General features: G+C 70.4%; 20 protein-coding genes and 1 riboswitch. Of the genes, 13 read left to right on the top strand and 7 right to left on the bottom strand.

Annotated features, from left to right (window positions below):
- A partial coding sequence (locus ACIBAF_RS17130; RefSeq protein WP_399464025.1) for a transposase occupies nucleotides 1-422 on the top strand: 422 nt, incomplete at its 5' end.
- Between the two features lie 51 nt (nucleotides 423-473).
- Nucleotides 474-1373, top strand: coding sequence for a virginiamycin B lyase (locus ACIBAF_RS17125; RefSeq protein WP_399464024.1), 900 nt, complete (start codon nucleotides 474-476; stop codon nucleotides 1371-1373).
- Between the two features lie 215 nt (nucleotides 1374-1588).
- On the opposite strand, the gene ACIBAF_RS17120 is transcribed toward ACIBAF_RS17125, so the two are convergent.
- The 4 genes from ACIBAF_RS17120 to ACIBAF_RS17105 all read right to left on the bottom strand — a co-directional run bounded on the left by ACIBAF_RS17120 (nucleotide 1589) and on the right by ACIBAF_RS17105 (nucleotide 3196).
- Entirely contained in the window at nucleotides 1589-2101 is a 513-nt protein-coding gene (locus ACIBAF_RS17120) for a hypothetical protein (RefSeq protein ID WP_399464023.1), read from the bottom strand.
- 186 nt (nucleotides 2102-2287) lie between these two features.
- The gene (locus ACIBAF_RS17115) at nucleotides 2288-2419 is read right to left on the bottom strand and encodes a hypothetical protein (protein WP_399464022.1); all 132 of its coding nucleotides are present in this window, start codon (nucleotides 2417-2419) and stop codon (nucleotides 2288-2290) included.
- 101 nt (nucleotides 2420-2520) lie between these two features.
- Nucleotides 2521-2982: a hypothetical protein gene (locus tag ACIBAF_RS17110; protein ID WP_399464040.1), complete on the bottom strand. Its 462-nt coding sequence runs from the start codon at nucleotides 2980-2982 to the stop codon at nucleotides 2521-2523.
- The gene (locus ACIBAF_RS17105; RefSeq protein WP_399464021.1) at nucleotides 2864-3196 is read right to left on the bottom strand and encodes a 2-oxoglutarate and iron-dependent oxygenase domain-containing protein; all 333 of its coding nucleotides are present in this window, start codon (nucleotides 3194-3196) and stop codon (nucleotides 2864-2866) included. Before ACIBAF_RS17105 ends, ACIBAF_RS17110 begins: the two co-directional genes overlap by 119 nt.
- A 561-nt stretch (nucleotides 3197-3757) precedes the next feature.
- Here ACIBAF_RS17105 and ACIBAF_RS17100 point away from each other — a divergent pair.
- The 11 genes from ACIBAF_RS17100 (at nucleotide 3758) to ACIBAF_RS17050 (ending at nucleotide 16213) form a co-directional block, all read left to right on the top strand.
- Nucleotides 3758-4864 (top strand): LLM class flavin-dependent oxidoreductase, encoded by a 1107-nt coding sequence (locus ACIBAF_RS17100; protein ID WP_399464020.1) that lies wholly within the window; start codon nucleotides 3758-3760, stop codon nucleotides 4862-4864.
- The gene (locus ACIBAF_RS17095) at nucleotides 4861-6261 is read left to right on the top strand and encodes an NtaA/DmoA family FMN-dependent monooxygenase (RefSeq protein ID WP_399464019.1); all 1401 of its coding nucleotides are present in this window, start codon (nucleotides 4861-4863) and stop codon (nucleotides 6259-6261) included. The genes ACIBAF_RS17100 and ACIBAF_RS17095 overlap by 4 nt, the downstream gene beginning before the upstream one ends.
- 81 nt (nucleotides 6262-6342) lie before the next feature.
- Nucleotides 6343-7167: a DUF1684 domain-containing protein gene (locus tag ACIBAF_RS17090; RefSeq protein WP_399464018.1), complete on the top strand. Its 825-nt coding sequence runs from the start codon at nucleotides 6343-6345 to the stop codon at nucleotides 7165-7167.
- Between the two features lie 88 nt (nucleotides 7168-7255).
- A riboswitch (SAM riboswitch) is annotated at nucleotides 7256-7369 on the top strand.
- 34 nt (nucleotides 7370-7403) lie between these two features.
- Nucleotides 7404-7520, top strand: a complete 117-nt coding sequence (locus tag ACIBAF_RS17085) for a putative leader peptide (RefSeq protein ID WP_399464017.1) — start codon at nucleotides 7404-7406, stop codon at nucleotides 7518-7520.
- A 216-nt stretch (nucleotides 7521-7736) separates the two neighbouring features.
- Nucleotides 7737-9356, top strand: coding sequence for an ABC transporter substrate-binding protein (locus ACIBAF_RS17080; RefSeq protein ID WP_399464016.1), 1620 nt, complete (start codon nucleotides 7737-7739; stop codon nucleotides 9354-9356).
- A 3-nt stretch (nucleotides 9357-9359) separates the two neighbouring features.
- Nucleotides 9360-10319 carry an ABC transporter permease gene (locus tag ACIBAF_RS17075; protein ID WP_399464015.1) on the top strand — a complete coding sequence of 320 codons (960 nt, stop codon included), beginning with the start codon at nucleotides 9360-9362 and terminating at the stop codon, nucleotides 10317-10319.
- Nucleotides 10316-11239 carry an ABC transporter permease gene (locus ACIBAF_RS17070; protein WP_399464014.1) on the top strand — a complete coding sequence of 308 codons (924 nt, stop codon included), beginning with the start codon at nucleotides 10316-10318 and terminating at the stop codon, nucleotides 11237-11239. Before ACIBAF_RS17075 ends, ACIBAF_RS17070 begins: the two co-directional genes overlap by 4 nt.
- Nucleotides 11236-12930 (top strand): dipeptide ABC transporter ATP-binding protein, encoded by a 1695-nt coding sequence (locus tag ACIBAF_RS17065; RefSeq protein WP_399464013.1) that lies wholly within the window; start codon nucleotides 11236-11238, stop codon nucleotides 12928-12930. The genes ACIBAF_RS17070 and ACIBAF_RS17065 overlap by 4 nt, the downstream gene beginning before the upstream one ends.
- A 13-nt stretch (nucleotides 12931-12943) precedes the next feature.
- The gene (locus tag ACIBAF_RS17060) at nucleotides 12944-14002 is read left to right on the top strand and encodes an LLM class flavin-dependent oxidoreductase (RefSeq protein ID WP_399464012.1); all 1059 of its coding nucleotides are present in this window, start codon (nucleotides 12944-12946) and stop codon (nucleotides 14000-14002) included.
- The gene (locus ACIBAF_RS17055) at nucleotides 13999-14346 is read left to right on the top strand and encodes a hypothetical protein (protein ID WP_399464011.1); all 348 of its coding nucleotides are present in this window, start codon (nucleotides 13999-14001) and stop codon (nucleotides 14344-14346) included. Before ACIBAF_RS17060 ends, ACIBAF_RS17055 begins: the two co-directional genes overlap by 4 nt.
- Before the next feature lie 394 nt (nucleotides 14347-14740).
- Nucleotides 14741-16213: an aminotransferase class I/II-fold pyridoxal phosphate-dependent enzyme gene (locus ACIBAF_RS17050; protein WP_399464010.1), complete on the top strand. Its 1473-nt coding sequence runs from the start codon at nucleotides 14741-14743 to the stop codon at nucleotides 16211-16213.
- Nucleotides 16214-16233: 20 nt separating this feature from the next.
- Here the strand turns inward: ACIBAF_RS17050 and ACIBAF_RS17045 are convergent, their stop codons facing one another.
- From ACIBAF_RS17045 to ACIBAF_RS17035, 3 genes are read right to left on the bottom strand one after another with little or no spacing between them, the layout of a single operon-like run.
- The gene (locus tag ACIBAF_RS17045) at nucleotides 16234-16725 is read right to left on the bottom strand and encodes a hypothetical protein (RefSeq protein ID WP_399464009.1); all 492 of its coding nucleotides are present in this window, start codon (nucleotides 16723-16725) and stop codon (nucleotides 16234-16236) included.
- Nucleotides 16722-19181, bottom strand: a complete 2460-nt coding sequence (locus tag ACIBAF_RS17040; RefSeq protein ID WP_399464008.1) for a molybdopterin oxidoreductase family protein — start codon at nucleotides 19179-19181, stop codon at nucleotides 16722-16724. The genes ACIBAF_RS17045 and ACIBAF_RS17040 overlap by 4 nt, the downstream gene beginning before the upstream one ends.
- A 13-nt stretch (nucleotides 19182-19194) precedes the next feature.
- Complete coding sequence (locus ACIBAF_RS17035; protein ID WP_399464007.1) at nucleotides 19195-19521, bottom strand: plasmid stabilization protein; 327 nt, start codon at nucleotides 19519-19521, stop codon at nucleotides 19195-19197.
- Nucleotides 19522-19556: the final 35 nt, after the last annotated feature.

Below are 19556 nucleotides of genomic sequence, written 5' to 3'. Positions count from 1 at the left end.
ACGCCGACCTGGTCCTGACCACGCTGGAGTACGCGCTCGCATCCCGTGAGGTCGAGCCCGGCAAGCTCATCCACCACGCCGACCACGGCTGTCAGTACACATCCATCAAGCTCACAACTCGGCTGATGCGAGCGGGAGTTGAGGCGTCCATGGGTTCCGTCGGGGACTCGTACGACAACGCCCTCGCGGAGAACCTCTGGATGCTCATCAAAACCGAATGCATCCGCGGCCGCACCTTCACCACGCGGGCCGAGGCCAACCTCGCGCTCTTCGAATACATCGACGGCTTCTATAACTCCCGCCGCATCCAGGAACGGCTCGGCTTCCTCAGCCCGATCGAGTTCGAGGAGAAGCACTACGCCGAACAGGCGACGGCCGAACCAACGAATCTGAACACCCATCAACCCCTGCTGACCAGCTGATCAGCACATCCCGCATGACGGGGGAACCTCAGCCATCCAAGGAACCTGCCCATGCCGCATCGTCCGACCGTTTCCATCACGGAGCTTTCCGTTTCCGACGGCGAAGCCGGGCCCTATGGAATCACTGCCGGACCAGACGGCGCATTATGGTTCACAATGGTCCATCACGGACGGATCGGCCGGGTCACGCCCGACGGCGACAACGTCTCCTACCAGATCGAACCGGCTTCCAGCGGGCCGTCGATCATCGCGGCGGGGCCCGACGATGCACGGTGGTTCACCGAGTTCCGCAGCCACCGCATCGGCCGCATTACGACGGCCGGAGAGATCGCCTCGTTCCCGCTGCCGACTTCGGATGCCGGGCCGTTCGGGATCGTGGCAGGCCCTGATGACGCGCTGTGGTTCACCGAAGCCGGCGCCGACCGCATCGGCCGCATCACGACCAGCGGTCACGTCACCGAGTTTCCCCTTCCGATCGCGGGAGCCTTCCCATCAGCCATCGCCGTCGGCCCGGACGACCGGCTGTGGTTCACGATGAATCAGGCGAACGCGATCGGCGCCATCGGAGGCGACGGCGCCATCACCGTCCATTCGTTGCCAACGCCCGCCAGCGCCCCGGTCGGCATCACAGCTGGCGCCGATGAAGCCCTGTGGTTCGTCGAGATCGGAACCGGCCGGATCGGACGGATCACCCCGGACGGGAAGATCGATGAGTTCGCCCTGCCCGACCCCGCGTCACGCCCGCACGCCATCGCCGCCGGCGCCGACGGGAACTGCTGGTTCACCGAGTGGGGAACCAACCGCATCGGACGGATCACCCCTGACGGCCGAATCGACGAACACGATCTCCCCAGCCCGTCCTCGGAACCCCACGGCATCGTCCAAGGACCGGACGGCGCAATATGGGCCGCACTCGAGATCGGGACGATCGCACGCCTCACCACACACTGAGACGCCATATCACGGGCACTGACGGCTATTTCACCGAACTCCTCGGCACAGCTCCGTACGCCGACAGTGTCGCTGCCTCTCATCGAGATTTCCGAGCCCTGAGATCATCAAGTGCTGCTCGAAGCCGGGCGATCCATGGCGTCCGTTCCGGTCCGTACGAGCGACGGTTCCATCGGGCCGGGGCCCAGGGTGCTGCGATGACAGTCCCGCCCAGGTCAGGCGGACAGCCGCCACAGCGGTGTCTGTGTCCGGGCTTGTTCCGGTGGTGCCTCACGGACCAGGTGGTAGAGGTTCTCGAAGTACACCTGCCAGCGGTCGGGATCCGGCAGGGAGTTTTCCACCCGTCGGGTCCGCTCCGCTCTGACCAGCGGCTCCATGCGCTCCCACACAGAGATCACCGATCCGCCCAGGTAGCCGGAGACTGGTTCGATGTCCACCACCCCGTGGGCCACCAGGGCACCGAGGTTGTCGTAGTACCAGGCCAGCTCACGCACCAGGTCGCGTCCCTCCTCCGGCAGCCCGGCCAGGCCGAGGGCGGAGTTGCAGGCGGGCAGTTCCTCGTGCACGAACGTCCGCGCCTGCGCCAGCCGCGCGCTCCGATGTTCCCGAAACAGATCCACAACCACGGGCAGTGCGTTGGCGTGCTGCGAAAGCCTCAGCTGCCGAAGCGACACCAGCCCGGACACCGCGAATGCCAGCAACGACACCACCAGCGCCGCGATCTCCATCCCGCCCCCACTGTCTCAGCAGTTCCCACGTCGCCTTCCGTACCCTGCGTGGCACTCCGCCACCCTGGTCGTTTCGAGACCGTCGTCGGCACCGACCGAGCGACCCGTACGTGAGCACCCGCTCCTGAAGGACTGGGCACGTGTGCGAAGGGGCGCGGAGATGTTCTCCGGGCCCCTTCGCCGTGCTTACCCGGACTGCTGAGGAGGCACGACGACCCAGGCGCCGCCGGGGGCGGATTCGGTGCCGTCGGCGTGGAGCGCCGTCACCCAGTAGAAGTGGGTGGCCCGGGCGGTGGCCGCGGTGTCGGTGCACGACAAGGCGGTGAACGGATCCGCGGTCAGCGGCTCCGCCCTGGAGGTTCGCCGAATCGACGATCCGGCTGGTTCCCGCCCGGACCCGGCCCACGTACCTGTACCGGCTACAGGAAGTCAGAGGCCCTCCGATCGACGTGGTCGACACCAGCAGCACCCGTCGTGCGGCGCGGTCTTCTCCCGGAGGCATCTATGTCTGCCGGGACGGCCGCGGCAGGCCCAGGTGGTCGCCCGTGCAGTGGGTACGGAACAGGCCGCGGCGGCGCAGCCCGGGGATCACACGCTCGGCGAAGTCGCACGCCGTCACAGTCAGGCCGACGAGGACTGCGGTGGCGGCGAGCGGGACGGCGGTGCTGCGGCGTATGGCGGATGTACCTCAACTCCGGTAGTCCGGACGGCCATTGATTGGGGCCGATCAGACGCAGGCAGTCGGGATCGTCCGGGCCGGTCTCAAGCGCCGTCTGCTCGGGGCCGATGTCGATCTTCTCCCGCCAGTCGGCGCTTCCCGCAGTGCATTCGGTGCGGTGCGCGTATAGCCCCCGGAACTGAGGCGCGTTGAGGTTCTCGATCTCCAGCCGCTGCTCCTCCGGCAGCGCGAAGAAGCGGCGTGCCGACGCTCAACGCCTCCTTCCGCAGTGCCGCGGGGACGCCGTGCCCGGTGACATAGATGAAGCCCACCTCGTGTGCGGCGCAGCGGAGTTCGGCGAGGAAGGCGTCACGGACCGCGTCCGGGGCGTGGAAGCCGGCGATGTCGATGACAGGCAGGACAGTGGACTGGGTCATGGGGGCCTTCACGGCAGGGCGGACGCACGCGCCTCACAACTCCGGGCTGAGAGCGGCTGGTTGAGAGCGAGAGAAGGCTGCCGGCAGAAAGAGAAGAGCGAGGTCTCGAGCCGTCGAACGGCGATCAGCAACAGACCTGGTCGAACTGGTCGGCGCGGCGGCTCACCCAGAACGGGTCGAGCAGCACCGTGTGTGCCGTGCCGATGGTCTCCATGGCCCGGATCAAAGCACAACGGGAATGACGCGTCCACCATGCGTCCCAGCGGATGAGATGCCCGTCCGCCATGTTCGACCTTGACACTCACAGGGGCAGGCGACGTACGTTGAACGGGAAAGTCACTGACAGGTGGAGGCTTTGATGCACGTACTGGGCGCGGCATCGCGCGGTGCCTGCACCGGTGCGCGGCTCATCACCCGGCGGCATGTCGACTACTGCCGTACCTCCTCCGCCGTCTGTCCTTCCGTACACGTCTGATCATTGCCGGCCGTCCCGTCGGCCGTTCCGTCGTGGCCCTACGTCTTGCGGCCGCGAGTTCGCGTGTATCTCGGAAGGAATGCCCCTTGTCCGGCCCCGCCCTGCACCTCGCCGTCGAGATCGACGGCGACGGCGCCCACCCCGCGGCCTGGCGCCGCGCCAGCCACTCCCCCGACCAGTTGCTCACCCCGCGTCGCGTGGCCCAGGTCGCCGCCGTCGCCGAGAACGCCGGGTTCACCCTGATCACCGTGGATGACGACGTGCTGCCGCCCGGCGCCTCACCGGATCCGGTGGGCCGTATCGGCGCGATGGAGCGAGCGGCCTTCGTCGCGGCGTCCACAAGCACCATCGGGATCGCCCCCGTCGTCCCGGTCACCTACGCCGAACCCTTCCACGTCTCCAGCCAGTTGGCGTCCCTGGACCACATCTCCGCCGGTCGCGCCGGGTGGGTGGTGGCGGAGGAGGAGCGTCCCGAGGCGGCCCGTGCCTGGGGGCGGCCGCCGGTCGCCGACGCCGCAGCGCGGGCCCGGGAGTCCCGGGACGGCGTGGAGGTGGCCCGCGCCCTGTGGGACTCATGGGAGGACGACGCGGTCATCCGGTCCGTGGCCACCAGCCGCTACCTCGACCGCGAGCGGCTGCACTACACCGACTTCACGGGCGAGACGTACGCCGTCAAGGGTCCGGCGATCGTGCCGCGCCCGCCCCAGGGACAGCTCGTCGTCCTGGGTCGGCCGGACCGGGTTCCCGCCGCACAGCTCGACGTCGCTCTCGTCGAGGGGCGCGACCTCGCGTCGGTCGCCGCAGCCGCTGCCGGAGTCGGCACGCCCCGCGTCTTCGCCGAGGTCGAGGTGGCGCTGGACACCCCGGAAGCCACGGCCGCCAACCGCGTCGCCGACCTGGAACGGCACACGGCGTGGAGCGACCGGGGGTGGCTGCGGCACCTCGGCTCGGCGGAGCAACTCGCCGCGCTGCTGGCCGAGTTGAGCCGTCACGTCGACGGCGTACGGTTGCACCCGCTGGTGCTGGACGAGGACCTGCCCGTCCTCTCCCGCCTCGTGCTGCCGGCCCTGTCCGAGCGGCGTCTCGTCACCCGCCCCCTGCCCGGCACGTCCCTGCGCTCGACCCTGGGTCTGGAGCGCCCCGCCAATCGCTTCGCCATCGCTGCCGTGGCCGCCCAGGAGGATGCCCGATGACCCGCACCGATCCCCTCGACGTCCCCCGGCCCGACGCCCAGCTCCACTTCGGGGTGTTCTTCCAGGGCGTCAACCACTGGACCATCTGGTCCGCCCCCGACAGCGGCTCCCAGATCGACCCCGCCTCCTTCCGCCGGGTCGCCCAGACCTCCGAGCGCGGTCTGTTCGACGCGTTCTTCCTCGGCGAGGGGCTGCGGCTGCGCGAGGTCGACGGCAGGATCCACGACCTCGACGTGGCCGGACGGCCGGACGCCATCACGCAGCTCGCGGCGCTGGCCGCGGTCACCCGCCGCATCGGCCTCGTCTCCACCTCCAACTCCACCTTCAACGAACCCGCCGATCTGGCCCGCCGCCTCTCCGGCCTGGATCTGCTCTCCGAGGGCCGCGCCGGCTGGAACGTGGTGACCACGGACAACGCCTGGACCGGCGCGAACTTCCGGCGCGGCGGCTACCTCGACCACGCCGACCGATACCGGCGTGCCGAGGAGTTCCTCACCGTGGCCCGCGCCCTGTGGGACGGCTGGGAGGACGGCGCAGTCGCCGACTCCGTCGCCGCGCCCACCTGGTCGGCACCCGGTGCCGTACACCAAGTGCGCCACAAGGGACCGCAGTTCGACGTCGACCTCGCTCCAGCCCTGCCGCCCAGCGCCCAGGGGCACCCCGTGATCTTCCAGGCCGGTGACTCCGGTGAGGGACGCGACTTCGCCGCCCGCAACGCCGACGTCATCTTCTCCGCGCACGGCAACGACTTCGACGACGCCCTTGCCTTCGCCCAGGACATCCGGCGCCGGCTGCGGGCGGTCGGGCGGCCCGACGACGACCTGCGGATCCTGCCGGGCACCGAGATCATCATCGGCGCCACCGAGGAGGAGGCCCAGGAGAAGAAGCGCTGGATCCGGCTCCAGCAGGTCACGCCCGCCACGGCGCTGGGGATCGCCGGACAGCTGTGGGGCATCGACCTGTCCGACCGCGACGCCGACGGGCCCCTGCCCAAGGAGAACCCGGTCGTCACGGAGAACGACGGCTCCTTCGGTGCCCGACGCACCGCCGACCCGCGCGGCATCGTGGCCGAATGGCGGGCGAAGGCGGAGGCGCACCGCTGGTCGCTGCGCGAGACCGTCATCGCGCTCGGCCCGCAGCGCGGGCACGTCGGCACCCCGTCCGGCCTGGCCGACAAGTTCGCCCATTTCGTGCGGCACGGCGCGATCGACGGCTTCAACGTCACGCCGTACCTCATCCCCGACGGCCTCGACGACATCGTCGACCTGCTCGTCCCGGAACTGCAGGAACGCGGCATCTACCGCACCGAATACACCGGCATCACCCTGCGCGAGAACCTCGGCCTGCGCGCACCCCTCACCCACCGGTCCGCACCGGACCGACGACAGGCGGGCTGAGCCCCCGAGCCGGCGCTTGTACACATGACTGACAAGAAGCATCCCCTGACCGAAGGCACCCCGGCACAAAGGAGATTCCCCATGACAACCGAGGCCACCACCACGGACCTCCACGCCTTCGCCGAGACCTGGCTGGAGTGGTACCGCGCCCAGGAGGCCCGGCTCGCCGCCCCGCACGGGTTCCTGGCGATCACCGGCCTGCACTGGCTCGACGACCGACCCCAGCGCTTCCCGGACGCGCCCGGCGCGTGGCGCACCGGCCCCGAAGGCATCGTCGTAGACCTCGACGAGGGCGAGGAGTTGGTCGTCGACGGGACGCCGGTGCGCGGCGAGCACCGCTTCGGCGTGCTGCCCGAGCGCGGCGGCGTCGACGCCGTCTGGGGAGACGCCGTCATCGAGGTCGCCAAGCGCGGCGGCCAGGACATCGTGCGCCCCCGGCACCCGGGCGCGCCGCTGCGCACGGCCTTCACCGGAACGCCCTCCTACGCCCCCGACCCGCGCTGGGCCGTGAGGGGCCGCTACATCCCCTTCGACACGCCACGACCGACCACCGTGGGCGCCGCGGTCGAGGGCCTTGAGCATGTCTACGACGCTCCGGGCAGGGTCGAGTTCGAGCTCGACGGGCACCCGCTGTCGCTGACCGCATTTCCCGGCCATGGTGCGGGTCGGCTGATGGTGCTGTTCACCGACGCGACCTCCGGGGTCACCACCTACGCCGCCAACCGGGCCCTGGCCGTCGATCCGCCCGCCGCCGACGGCACGGTCGTCCTGGACTTCAACCGCGCCGGCAACCTGCCGTGCGCCTACACTGACCTGGCCACCTGCCCGCTGCCCCCGGCCGAGAACCGGCTGCCGGTGGCGATCGAGGCCGGCCAGAAGATTCCCCGCGAGCGCGGCGGCTCCTGAGCTGGACGCACTCTCGCCCCGACTCCCCTTACACGGCGTCGTTTTGCGCCATTGACGTACGACAAGACCACTCCGTACGATCACGAACGGCATTGAGTGTCAGCGTCAAGCCCTGGCTCGCTGACCGGCAACCCTCCCGCGCGGTGGGGTGCTCCAGGTGAAAGCCCGGCGGGATCACCGACGATCTCCGCAAGCGCGTAGCCCCGTGACCGGGGCCGGATATGTGGAGGACCGATATGCGGCACGGTGGTGACCTCAGCGCCCGCTTCGCCGGCGCCACCGTGTTCTCCCGGCTCTCGCGTCGGCGCCACATCGACCTCCAGCGCTCGACCAGCTGTCTCTGTCAGGCCTGACGGGCCTTCCCTCCGCTGGTCGCCGTACGGCGCCTGTCGTCGCCGCACCCGCCTGCGCCTGATCTCCGTCTCTCTTTGATCCCCCCTTTTTCCTCTGATCCCGTCTTCACAACGCTCCCCCGGCACCGGCGTCGCGCCGGCCGGGGGCCGCACGCCCACGCACGGCCGTGCCCTGCACCGCACCCGTGCCTGGTGAACGAGTAGGAGAAGCCCTCCGTGACTACACTTCCCGATGTCAGAACCTCCCGGTGGGCGGCGCTGACCGCCCTTGTGACCACCAGTGTTCTGCTGACCGCCTGCGGCTCCGGCGGTGGTGATTTCGGCAGCGGCGCCGGTCAGCCCAAGTCCGGCGGCACCCTGACCTTCGCGGTGGGTTCGGACGCCGGCTGCGTGGATCCGCAGCAGGTCGGCAGCAACGAGAGCATCTACTCGGTGCGCCAGACCGCGGACTCCCTGACCGACCAGGACCCCGAGACCGGCAAGATCGTGCCGTGGCTGGCCAAGAGCTGGGACGTCAACTCCGACGCGACGGAGTTCACGTTCCATCTGCGCTCGGGTGTCACCTTCAGCGACGGCTCCAAGCTGACCGCGCAGGTGGTCAAGGACAACTTCGACGCGGTGCCGAAGCTCGGCGCCCTCGGGACTCTCGCTCAGGGGTACCTCAGCGGGGTCAAGAGCACCGCCGTGGTGGACCCACTCACCGTCAAAGTGACCTTCAAGCAGCCCAACGCGCAGTTCCTTCAGGCGACTTCGACCCACTTACTGGGCATCGAGTCGTCGGCAAGCATGCAGAAGACCCCGCAACAGAAGTGCAGCGAGGGCGTGATCGGGTCCGGGCCGTTCGTGCTGAAGCAGTACGTGCAGAACCAGTCGATCACCCTGACCAAGCGCACCGGCTATGACTGGGGATCCTCGCTGTGGTCCAAGAAGGGTGAGGCCTATCTGGACAAGCTGGTGTTCAAGGTCGTGCCGGAGGCGGGGGTGCGGGCCGGCAGTCTCCAGTCCGGGCAGGTGGACGCGATCAGCAGCGTCGGCAAGGCCAACGAGGCGGCGCTCAAGGGTGGCCAGGTCACCCTCCTGCGCCGAGCCAACCCGGGCGTGGTGTTCGGGCTGGGGATCAACAACTCGCGGCCCCTCCTGAAGGACGTGAAGGTGCGCCAGGCGATCCTCGCCGCCGTCGACCGCAAGCAGATCGCCGACACCGTGTTCCCGACCGGCACCCAGCCGGCGACCAGCATCCTGGCGCACACCACACCCGACTACACCGACCTCTCCTCCGGCCTCGCCTTCGACGCGGCCAAGGCGAAGGCCCTGCTGGACGCGGCCGGCTGGAAGGCGGGCAGCGACGGAATCCGCGCCAGGGACGGCAAGAAGCTGAGCCTGACCATCAGCTGGTTCCCCAACGCCGCCACCAACCAGCCGGCACTGGAGCTCGTCCAGCAGCAGCTGAAAACCGTCGGGATCGACGTGGCGCTCAAGCAGGGCCAGGTCAGCCAGTTCGCCACCACGCTCCAGGGCGGTGACTTCGACCTGGTGTGGGGCAACGTGACCCGCTCGGACCCGGACATCCTGCGCAGCTCCTTCTCCACGCAGCTGGCCAACTTCTACCGTCTGCCCGCCAGTTCCCTCGACACCGCGCTGTCCGGGCAGGCCGCGACCACGGACCCGGCGAAGCGCAGGCAGCTGGTGGACGAGGCGCAGAAGCTGATCGTGCAGAACGCCTACAACGTGCCGGTGGTGGAGCTCCAGACCCAGCTGGCCGTGACGAAGAAGGTGCACGACCTCGCCTTCGACTCGGGCAGCCGCATCCAGTTGCACGACACCTGGATCGGCTAGTGCATGCGCCGCTATGTGATCAAGCGACTGGCGCAGGCGGTCGGGGTGCTGTGGGCGGCGTACACGGTGTCGTTCCTGGTACTGAACTGGCTGCCCGGGGACCCGGTCACCGCGATGGCCGGCGCCGGGATGGACTCGGGTCAGGTCGATCCTGCCCGGCTCGCCGCGCTGCGGCACGAGTACGGCTTCGACAAACCCGTGCTCGTGCAGTACGCCGACTACCTGGGCCGGGCGGTGGGTGGGGACTTCGGCGACGCGGTCTCCACGGGCCGACCGGTGACCTCCACACTGGCCGACGCACTGCCGCAGACCCTCCAACTGACCGGTGCCGCACTGCTGTTGGCGGTCGTGCTCGGCGGCGGTCTGGCGGTGCTGGCGACCTACACCGCGCAGCGCTGGCTGCGTCAGCTGCTGCTGTCGCTGCCGCCCCTGGGGGTGTCCGTCCCGACGTTCTGGGTGGGGCTGCTGCTCGTCGAGGCGTTCTCTTTCCGGCTGCACTGGTTCCCCGCGTTCGGCAACGACGGCCTGAAGGGGCTGGTGCTGCCGGCCCTGACGCTGGCGGTGCCGACCGGTGCGCAGATCGCGCAGGTGCTGGCCAAGAGCCTGCTCACCGCACTGGACCAGGCGTATGTGGAGACCGCCCGGGCCAAGGGCGCCGGCCGGTGGCGGGTCCATCTGCGGCACGCGCTGCGCAACGCGTCCCTGCCGGCGCTGACGGTCGTCGGCCTGCTGGTGGGGCAGCTGATCGCCGGTTCGGTCGTCGTCGAGACGGTGTTCTCCCGCGACGGCCTCGGCCGCGTCACCGCGGCGGCGGTCACGGCCCAGGACATCCCGCTGGTCCAGGGGGTGGTGGTGTTCGGGGCACTGATCTTCGTGACGACGAACCTGGTCATCGACCTGGTCTATCCACTCCTCGACCCCCGGATCGTGATGGCCTCGGACAGAAAGGCGGCCCTCGCATGAGCCAGAGCCTTGTCGACGACCCCGCCGAAGCGGCACTGGGACCGGCCCGCCCGGTCGCGGCGGGGCCGGAGCCTGATCCTGGGCGCCGCGTGGACGTACGGCGGCTGCTGCGGTTCGTGGTGCGCCGCCCGGGGCTGCTGCTGTCGGTGGTCGTCCTCGTGCTGGTGGTGCTGGCCTCGTTCTGGCCCGACCTGTTCACCTCGCAGGACCCGCTGAAGGGCGTGCCGGCGCAGAACTTCCGCGGCCCGAGCGGCAGTCACTGGTTCGGCACCGACGAGTTGGGCCGCGATATGTTCTCCCGGGTCGTCCACGGCGCCCAGCTGTCCCTGAAGGCAACGCTGATCGCCGTGCTGGTCGCGTTCGTGGTCGGCGGGCTGCTGGGGGTGGTCGCCGGGTTCGTGGGCCGCTGGGTGGACGACGTGCTGATGCGCTTCGTCGACGTGCTGCTGTCCATCCCTGCGCTGTTCATGTCTTTGGCCCTGGTCACCGCGTTGGGCTACGGCACGGTGAAGGTGGCGGTCGCGGTCGGCATCGCCAGTGTGGCCGCGTTCGCCCGGGTGGCGCGCTCGGAGGTGCTGCGGGTACGGCAGGCCGTCTTCGTCGAGGCCTCACGCGCCAGCGGAGCGCGCTGGTACTCGGTGCTGGGCCGGCATGTGCTGCCCAATGCGGCGGGCCCGGTGATCGTGCTGGCCACGCTGGACTTCGGCTCCTCGATCCTGGCCGTGTCGGCGCTGAGCTTCCTCGGCTACGGGGCGCCCCCGCCGGCCCCGGAGTGGGGCACGTTGATCTCCGACGGCCGCAACTACCTCGCCAACGCCTGGTGGCTGACCGCACTGCCCGGGCTGGCGATCGCCGCGACCGTGCTGGCCACCAACCGCATCGCCCGGGCGCTGGACGGCGAATGGTCCCGGCAGCGATGACCGACGAACGTGAGAACGGTGAGGACGTGGGCACAGCCCCGCTGGAGAGCACACCAGTGCTGGAGATACGCGGCCTGTCGGTGTCGTACCGCACCCGGGGCGGCACGGTCGAGGCCGTCCGGGGCGTGGACCTCGACGTGTGGCCGGGACAGGTGACGGCGGTGGTCGGCGAGTCCGGCTCCGGCAAGAGCACGACCGCGCACGCGATCACTCGGCTCCTGTCGGCGAATGGCAGCATCGACGCGGGCACCGTCCGCTTCGGCCGGCACGACCTGGCAACCCTGTCGGAGGCGGAACTGCGCACCGTACGCGGGGCGCGGATCGGACTGATCCCCCAGGATCCGACGGTCTCCCTCAACCCGGTCAAGCGCATCGGCGACCAGGTCGCCGAAGTGCTGCTCATCCACGGTCTGGCGACCCGTCGCTCGGCCCCCGCAGAGGCGATCGCCGTCCTGGACCGGGCCGGGCTGCCCGACGCGGCCGTCCGGGCCCGGCAGTACCCGCACGAACTGTCCGGCGGCATGCGGCAGCGCGCCCTGATCGCCATCGCCATCGCCGCCCAGCCGGAGCTGATCATCGCCGACGAGCCCACCAGCGCGCTCGACGTGACCGTGCAGCGGGTCATCCTCGACCATCTCCAGCGCCTCACCGAGGAGTGGGGCACCGCCATCCTGCTCGTCACCCACGATCTCGGGGTCGCCGCCGACCGGGCCCAGCGGCTGGTCGTGATGTCGAAAGGCAAGGTCGTCGAGGCGGGCCCCACCCGTGACATCCTCGCCGACCCGCAGGACGACTACACCCGGCACCTGCTGGCCAGCGCCCCGAGCCTGACCACCGCCCGGCCCCGCACCCCAGCGTCCCTCCCCAAGCCGGATACGGCGCCCCTGGTCGAGGCACGCAACCTGGTCAAGGAGTTCAGGCTGCCTCGCGCCGGGGACGGGCCCCACACCCTGCGCGCCGTCGACGACGTCAGCTTCACCCTCCACCGGGGCCAGACCCTCGCCCTGGTCGGGGAGTCGGGCTCGGGCAAGTCGACCACCGCCCGCCTGGTGGTCCGGCTCGCCGACGCGACCGCCGGACAGATCCTCTTCGACGGCGCCGACGTCACCACCGCCAAGGGCGCCCAGGCCAGGCAGCTGCGCCGCCGCGCCCAGCTCGTCTACCAGAACCCGTACGCCTCGCTCGACCCCCGCTTCTCCATCGGCGAGGTGATCACCGAGCCGCTGCGCGCCTTCAAGGTCGGCGACCGTGCCTCGCGGCTCGCCCGGGCCCGTGATCTGCTCGACCGGGTGGCCCTTCCGGCCGCGACGCTGGAGCGCCGCCCGGCGGAACTGTCCGGCGGGCAGCGGCAGCGCGTGGCGATCGCCCGTGCCCTCGCCCTCTCCCCCGACCTGGTGGTGCGCGACGAGCCGGTCTCCGCGCTCGACGTCTCCGTGCAGGCCCAAGTCCTGGATCTGCTGGCCGAGTTGCAGGCCGACACGAGGGTGGCGTACCTGTTCATCTCGCACGACCTGGCCGTCGTACGTCAGATCGCGCACCAGGTCGCCGTCATGCGGGCCGGCCGCGTCGTCGAGACAGGCCCGCCGGAGGAACTGTTCACCCGCCCCCGTCACGAGTACACCCGCGAACTGCTCGCGGCTATCCCCGGCGGCCGCGTCCCCACCCCCGCCGCCGAGACCACCACGAGCTGAGGACCACGGTCGCATGAGCACACCCGCCATCACCTCACTGGCCCTTCTCACCCCGGGCAACTTCGCCGACGACGACCCGTACACCGGCCTGGAGGAGACACTCCAACTCTTCGAGTACGGCGAGCGGTTGGGCTTCGACGGCGCCTGGATCCGCCAGCGCCACCTCGAACACGGCGTCGGCTCGGCCGCCGTGTTCCTCGCTGCGGCCGGCCAGCGCACCGAGCGGATCGAGCTCGGCACAGCGGTCATCCCGATCGGCTACGAGAGCCCATTCCGCCTGGCCGAGGACCTGGCGCTTGCCGATGTACTGTCCCGCGGCCGACTCCAGGTCGGCTTCAGCACCGGCATGCCGCACGCCGACCTGCTCGGCGACCTGGTCTACGACGGCGACTGGCACAGCTTCGACCTGTCGTACGGCAGGATCGCCCGCCTCGTCGACAACCTGCGCGGCGACTACCTCGGCGGCCCGGACACCGTGATCCACTCGCCCGGCAACATCCAGCGTCCGCGGCTGCAGCCGCACAACCCCGGTCTGGTGGAGCGGATCTGGTACGGCGGAGGCAGCCTGCGCTCGGCCCGCTGGGCCGCCGAGAACGGTCTCAAACTGCTGTCCGGCAACATCGTCTCCGGCGATGACACCGACGACTTCACCACCGCCCAGCTGAACCTGCTCTCCGAGTACCGGCGCAGCCTGGACGACGACCGGATTGCGGCGCGCGCAGCGCTCGGGCGGGTGATCGTGCCGTTCGACAGTGCCGACGCGGCCACCCGGGCCCGCTACCGGGACTACGCGGCCAGTCGGCACGAGCGCACCCTGAAGCCGCAGACGTTGGCAGCGCTGGGCGGGAAGCGGTTCCTGTTCGCGCCGGACGTGGTCGGCACCGCGGAGCAGATCCTGGAGCAGTTGGCGGCCGATCCCGTCCTCGCTCAGGTGTCGGAGCTACGCCTGGAGCTGCCGTACGAGTTCCACCGTGAGGAGTACGAGCAGATCCTGCACGACGTAAGGCATCTGATCGCACCCGAGTTGGGCTGGCGCAACGCTTCCCCGGCGGTTCAGGAGGCGTGCCGGTGAGTCCTGGTCCGGAGCGCCCGGTCCGGCTGGAGGTGCACGCCCGCGAGCCGCTCGCCGAGGCCTACCACTTCACCGGCATCGGGGCGTACGAAGTACTCGCCGTCACCGCCCACTACACCGTGGACCCGAGGGCGGCCGCCAACCGCGCGATCCCCGACCTCTGCCTCGTGCCGCCCGACGTCACCGGCAAGGTGTGCTTCAGCGGGGACGTCGAGATCCTGCGTCCGGTCGACGGCGGGCGAAGGCGGCTGTTCTTCGACTGGGGCAACCGGGGCGACAAGCGGGCGCCCGGGAGCATGCTCGCCTGCATCCGGCCGATCCGTCCGCGCTGCTCCGCTGCGTAGAGCAGCAGCGCTGCTTGAGGAGTTCCTCGACCCGGCCGTGGTCCGCGATCTCCTTGTCCGCGCGCCGGTCGCCGCCCTCGCCGCCCTCGATGTGCTCGCGCACTGCCGGGTACAGGTAACTGCGAGGCGCTCCCGCGGGTCTGCGGCCCGAGTAATCGCCGCGCCATGGTTCGGCGTGCGGTCTGTGAGGCTGCACCGTTCTGGTGGGCTGCCGCTGGGGGCGCCCTCGGCCCGGAGCGCCGGGTTGCCCAGAACGACCGCCTGCCGCAGGCTGCAGCGCGCCTTCCCGGGCTTCCCTGTCGCCCGACCGGTTTTCGGCTGCGTCCTTGCGGGCCTTCACGGGCCAGGACCGGGCAGCGGGCATGCGGTCAGCCGTCGCGGGAACCCGGCGGTCATGGGTCTCGATCATGACGAAGCACCTGTTCTGGACGCCCTCGCCGGCTACCACGAGGCCGAGGAGCTGGGTTTCTCCCCGCCGGGACACAAACAGGCCCGCGGCGCTGACCTTCGGGCCCGTACCGTCCTCGGCGACGCAGTGTTTCTGGGGGACGTCCTGGCCAGCGGAGGGCTGGACGACCGGCTGTCCCGGAGCCGGGTGCTGGAGCGGGCCGAGGGACTGATGGCCGACGCGGTCCACGCTGAGCACACGTTCTTCTCGACCTGCGGCAGTTCACTGTCCGTCAAGGCCGCCATGCTGACCGTGACCTGCCACGGCCGGTGCCTGATCGTCGGCCGGGACGCCCACAAGTCCGTGATCGCCGGACTCATCCTGTCCGGCGTCGAGCCGATCTGGGTCGAACCCGAGTGGGACCCGGAGCGCCACCTCGCGCATCCCCCCTCGGCGGCCTCCTACGACGAGGCGTTCACCGCGCACCCCGACGCCGACGGCGTCCTCGTCACCAGCCCCACCCCCTACGGCACCGCCGCCGACCTGCGCGGCATCACCGAGGTCTGCCATCGCCGGGGCAAGCCCCTGATCGTCGACGAGGCATGGGGAGCGCATCTGCCCTTCCACGAGGCGCTGCCGTCCTGGGCAATGGACGCGGGCGCCGACATCTGCGTCACCAGCATCCACAAGATGGGCAGCGGCCTGGAACAGGGCTCCGTTTTCCATCTCCAGGGCGACCTGATCGACCCCGCTGAACTCGCCTCCCGCGCCGACCTGCTCGGCACCACCAGCCCCAGCGTCCTGCTGTATGCGGGGATCGACGCGTGGCGCCGGCAGATGGTCCAGCACGGCCACGACCTCATCGACCACGCGCTGAAGCTGGCGAAACGCACTCGGGCGGCGATCGAGTCCATCGACGGCTTCCACGTCAACGACGCCGACGACTTCTGCGGGCCCGGCCTGGCCGCCGAGTTCGACCCACTGCCGGTCGTCATGGACATCGCCGCCCTGGGAACCACCGGGTACCGGGCAGCCGACTGGCTGCGCGAGCACCACCACCTCGACATGCACCTCTTCGACCACCGGCGGATCAGTGCCCAGCTCACCCACGCCGACGACGACCGCACCACAGCCCGGCTCCTCACGGCACTGCGCGATCTCACCGACCACGCCGACGCATTGCGAACCGCGCCTGGCGTCGATGTCCCCTCTCCGGCCGAGCTGCGGATGGAACAGGCCCGGCTGCCCCGCGACGCCTACTTCGAGCCGCACGAGGACGTGCCCGTGCACCGCGCTGCAGGGCGGCTGGCCGGCGAGATGATCACGCCGTATCCGCCCGGCATACCCGCCGTGCTCCCCGGCGAACGCCTCACCGAACCCGTCCTGCGCTACCTGACCAGCGGTGTCGCGGCGGGCATGAACCTGCCCGATGCGGCCGACACCCAGCTGAACACCATCCGGGTGGTCGCACAGGAGTGACCCGCTGCGCCGCAGCAGAGTCACAGGCTGGTGAGCAGCTGGGGCGACAGAGTCTTGATCATGGTGTTGGTCCAGCGGAGCTGGCGCAGGGTCTGGGGGTGGCAGGTGGCGGCGAGGTCGAGGAGGTCGGTCTCCCCGGCGGCCTGTGCGACTTGGGCGAGCATCTCCCAGCCCAGGGAGTTCTCGGCGGCGGCGAGGTGGAGATCACGCAGATCGCGCAGCAGGAGAAGGCCGGGTGGGGACTGTCGGCCGACAGTCCGGCCGAATGTCTCGCGCACGGTCGCCAGGGGGCCGGGCTCCGGAGGATCCATGAGGCCGGGCAGGTGCAGGTCCTGGGGTTCGGCGGCGTGGGCGATGCGTTCGGCGTGTTCGCGGGACCAGCGGGCGATGTCCTTGGCGACGTGATGGAACTCGTGCTCGCCGCTGTGGCGGTCGGCAGCCGCGAGGAGTTGCCGCTCCAGTTCGCGTTCGCCGTCGTGCAGAGCGCGCAGGACGATCGGGATGCCGTTCACAGTGCGCCTCCACTCTGGCGTGCCACGGCGGCGGGACCGCCCACTGTCGGCGGGACCTTGTGTGGGTCCACCGGGGCGGACGCGGTGGTGGTCGGGGCCGGGCTGACGGTTCCGTCGCTGCGTTCGACGAGGGTCAGGCGGGCGGCGGCGGTCTTGAACAGCGGTTGTTTGGAGACGGGGTCCCAGTCGGTGATCGTGGTCTCGTTGGCGGCCCGGGCGCCCTGCGCTCCGGGGCGGTGGCCTGCGGGGGTGTCCCAGTAGCCGTAGTGGAAGGGCAGGAAGACCGTGCCGTCGCGGATGCCGGTGATCCGCAGCCGGCCGCGCACCGAGCCGCGCGGGCTGGTGACCTCGACCAGATCTCCCTCGGCCACATCGTGCCGCAGCGCCTCGGCGGCGGAGATCTCCACCCACATCTGCGGAGCGGCGGCGTTCAGCTGGGGAGTGCGGCCGGTCTTGGTGCGGGTGTGGAAGTGGTACAAGGTGCGGCCGGTGATCAGCTGGAGGGGATAGGTCTCGTCGGTCGTCTCGTGGGGCGGAACATACTCGGCGGCCTTCAGTACCGCCTTGCCGCCTGGGTTGAGGGCCCGGTACTCGGTTTCGGAGACGGACGCGCCGGTCACCAGGTCTTTGCCGTAGGTCTCGCAGTCGTCGGGCGCGGCCCACCGGATGCCCTCGGTGTAGAGGCGTTCGATGCCGTCCGGGGCGTCCTGTGCGCAGGGCCACTGGATGCCGCCGGCGTCGCGTAGCCGCTCGTACGTCATGCCGGTGTAGTCACAGGCCCTCCCACGGCTGCATTCTTTCCACGCTTCGAAGGCCGACTCGGCGTCGTGCCAGCCGACGAGCGGGTGGCCGTCCTTGTCGCAGAGGTCCATCCGGCTGGCGTAGTCGAGGAGGATGTCCAGGTCCGGTCGAGCCTGGCCCGGCGGGTCGACGGCCTTCTCGCAGAGGTGGACGGTGCGGTCGGCGTTGGTGAGGGTGCCGGTCTTTTCCGCCCAGGTCGCCGCAGGCAGGACGACGTCCGCGAGCTGGGCCGTCTCGGTCAGATAGAGGTCCTGGACGACCGTGAAGAGCCGTTCCTGGCCGAGGATGTCCCGGATGCGGTGGAGGTCGGGGAGGGAGACCAGCGGGTTGGTGCCGGTGATCCACAGCATGCGGATCGAGCCCTGTTCGGCGTAGCGGAAGATCTGCAGGGCGGGCGTGGGCGGGGCGTAGTGCGGGATGCGGGAGGGGTCGACGTTCCAGATCCTCGCGAGGTCCTTGACATGGGCGTCGTTCTCCCAGTTGCGGAAGCCCGGCAGGTCGCCGTTCGCCCCGCACTCGCGGGTGTTCTCGGCGCTGGGCTGGCCGTTCATCTGCAGCACCCCGCAGCCGGGCCGGCCGAGCATGCCGCGGATCAGCTGGAGGTTGTTGACCTGGCAAGCGGCCGCGGTCGCCTGATGGGACTGGTAGACGCCCTGCAGGACCGTGGACAGCAGCCGCTCGGCACCGCCGATGATCTCCGCGGCCTCGACGATTTTCCCGGCCGGTATGTCACAGATGTCGGCGGCCCAGGCGGGTGTGCAGTCGGAGAGGCGCTCGGTGAGTTCGTGGAAGCCCACGGTGTGCGCTTCCACGAAGTCGCGGTCGATCCGGCCGGTGCGGATGATCTCGTGCAGCAGGGCGTCGAGCAGGGCCACGTTGGTACCCGCGCGGGGTGCGAGGTGGACGGCCGCACGACGGGCGACCGGGGTGAGGCGCGGGTCGACGCACACGAGACGGGGCGGATCGGGGCCCTCCAGGCGGTCCAGGACGCGCATCCACAGGACGGGCTGGGTCTCGGCCATGTTGTGCCCGAACAGGGCGACGACGTCGGCGTGGTCGATGTCCGAGTAGGAGGCGGGCTGGCCGTCGCAACCGAAGGTCTCCTTCAGCGCCTCGGCCGCGGTGGCGGTGCACAGGCGGGTGTTGCCGTCGAGGTGGTTGGTGCCGATGCCAGCGCGGGCGATCACCGTCAGGGTGTAGTAGTCCTCCAGGAACAGCTGGCCGCTGGTGTAGAAGCCGATGGAGCCGGGGCCGCTCTCGTCCAACAGTTCCCGGGTCCGGGCGGCGATCCGGTCCATGGCGGTGTCCCAGCCGCAGGGCACCAGGCGCCCGCCGTCACGGACCAGGGGAGTGGTCAGCCGGTCCTCGGCCTGGTTGGCCTGCCAGCCGAACAGGTCCTTCGGTCCGAGCCGGCCGCGGTTGACCCTGTCGCCGGGCCGCCCGCGGACCCCGACGATCCGGCCGTGGGCGACGGCGACGTCCATCGCATCACCGTTGGAGTGCAGCAGCGACGCGGCGGGGACCCATCGCTCCACGGCGTCTGCCGTGGCGCCGGGTTCGAGGTACGAGTCGACGCGCAGCGGCCAGGTTTCACCGCGACCGTAGGGGGTGCGGTCGCCCCAGGGCTGTGCGATCCGGTCCACCTCGGGCCGCATCCGCCTCACCTCCTCAACGGCCGAGGGCGTTCTGCAACTGCTTCTTGGTCATCGAGGAGCGGCCGTCGATGTTGCGCTTCTTCGCCTCCTCGTACAGCTGGTCCTTGGTCGGTCCCTGCGCACCGCTGTGCGAGCGCTGCCCGCCCCGCTGGGACGCGGACTTGGGGTCACGGGTCGAGGTCTTGCTCGCGGTCTTCGACTCGCCCGACCTCGCCCGCTCCTTGTTGACCGTCCGCGCGGCGATCTCCTCGGCCCGCCCGGCGGACTCGCCCCGGTCCTGGGCGCTCTTCTTGATGTGCTCGTACTGACGTTCCCGCTTGGAACTCGATCCGGCAGGCATGGCGGCTCCTCCTCGTGTCCTCTCAGATGGTCAGG

The sequence above is a fragment of the Streptomyces sp. NPDC051677 genome, assembly GCF_044453465.1.
Lineage (GTDB): Bacteria > Actinomycetota > Actinomycetes > Streptomycetales > Streptomycetaceae > Streptomyces.
This window is presented reverse-complemented; position numbering and strand designations above follow the sequence as displayed.

Excerpts from the sequence above, each read along its gene's own strand:
- ACIBAF_RS17125 (WP_399464024.1), top strand. The coding sequence starts at position 474 with ATGCCGCATCGTCCGACCGTTTCCATCACGGAGCTTTCCGTTTCCGAC.
- ACIBAF_RS17120 (WP_399464023.1), bottom strand. The coding sequence starts at position 2,101 with ATGGAGATCGCGGCGCTGGTGGTGTCGTTGCTGGCATTCGCGGTGTCC.
- ACIBAF_RS17105 (WP_399464021.1), bottom strand. The coding sequence starts at position 3,196 with ATGACCCAGTCCACTGTCCTGCCTGTCATCGACATCGCCGGCTTCCAC.
- ACIBAF_RS17095 (WP_399464019.1), top strand. The coding sequence starts at position 4,861 with ATGACCCGCACCGATCCCCTCGACGTCCCCCGGCCCGACGCCCAGCTC.
- ACIBAF_RS17090 (WP_399464018.1), top strand. The coding sequence starts at position 6,343 with ATGACAACCGAGGCCACCACCACGGACCTCCACGCCTTCGCCGAGACC.
- ACIBAF_RS17085 (WP_399464017.1), top strand. The coding sequence starts at position 7,404 with ATGCGGCACGGTGGTGACCTCAGCGCCCGCTTCGCCGGCGCCACCGTG.
- ACIBAF_RS17075 (WP_399464015.1), top strand. The coding sequence starts at position 9,360 with ATGCGCCGCTATGTGATCAAGCGACTGGCGCAGGCGGTCGGGGTGCTG.
- ACIBAF_RS17070 (WP_399464014.1), top strand. The coding sequence starts at position 10,316 with ATGAGCCAGAGCCTTGTCGACGACCCCGCCGAAGCGGCACTGGGACCG.
- ACIBAF_RS17065 (WP_399464013.1), top strand. The coding sequence starts at position 11,236 with ATGACCGACGAACGTGAGAACGGTGAGGACGTGGGCACAGCCCCGCTG.
- ACIBAF_RS17060 (WP_399464012.1), top strand. The coding sequence starts at position 12,944 with ATGAGCACACCCGCCATCACCTCACTGGCCCTTCTCACCCCGGGCAAC.
- ACIBAF_RS17050 (WP_399464010.1), top strand. The coding sequence starts at position 14,741 with ATGGGTCTCGATCATGACGAAGCACCTGTTCTGGACGCCCTCGCCGGC.
- ACIBAF_RS17040 (WP_399464008.1), bottom strand. The coding sequence starts at position 19,181 with ATGCGGCCCGAGGTGGACCGGATCGCACAGCCCTGGGGCGACCGCACC.
- ACIBAF_RS17035 (WP_399464007.1), bottom strand. The coding sequence starts at position 19,521 with ATGCCTGCCGGATCGAGTTCCAAGCGGGAACGTCAGTACGAGCACATC.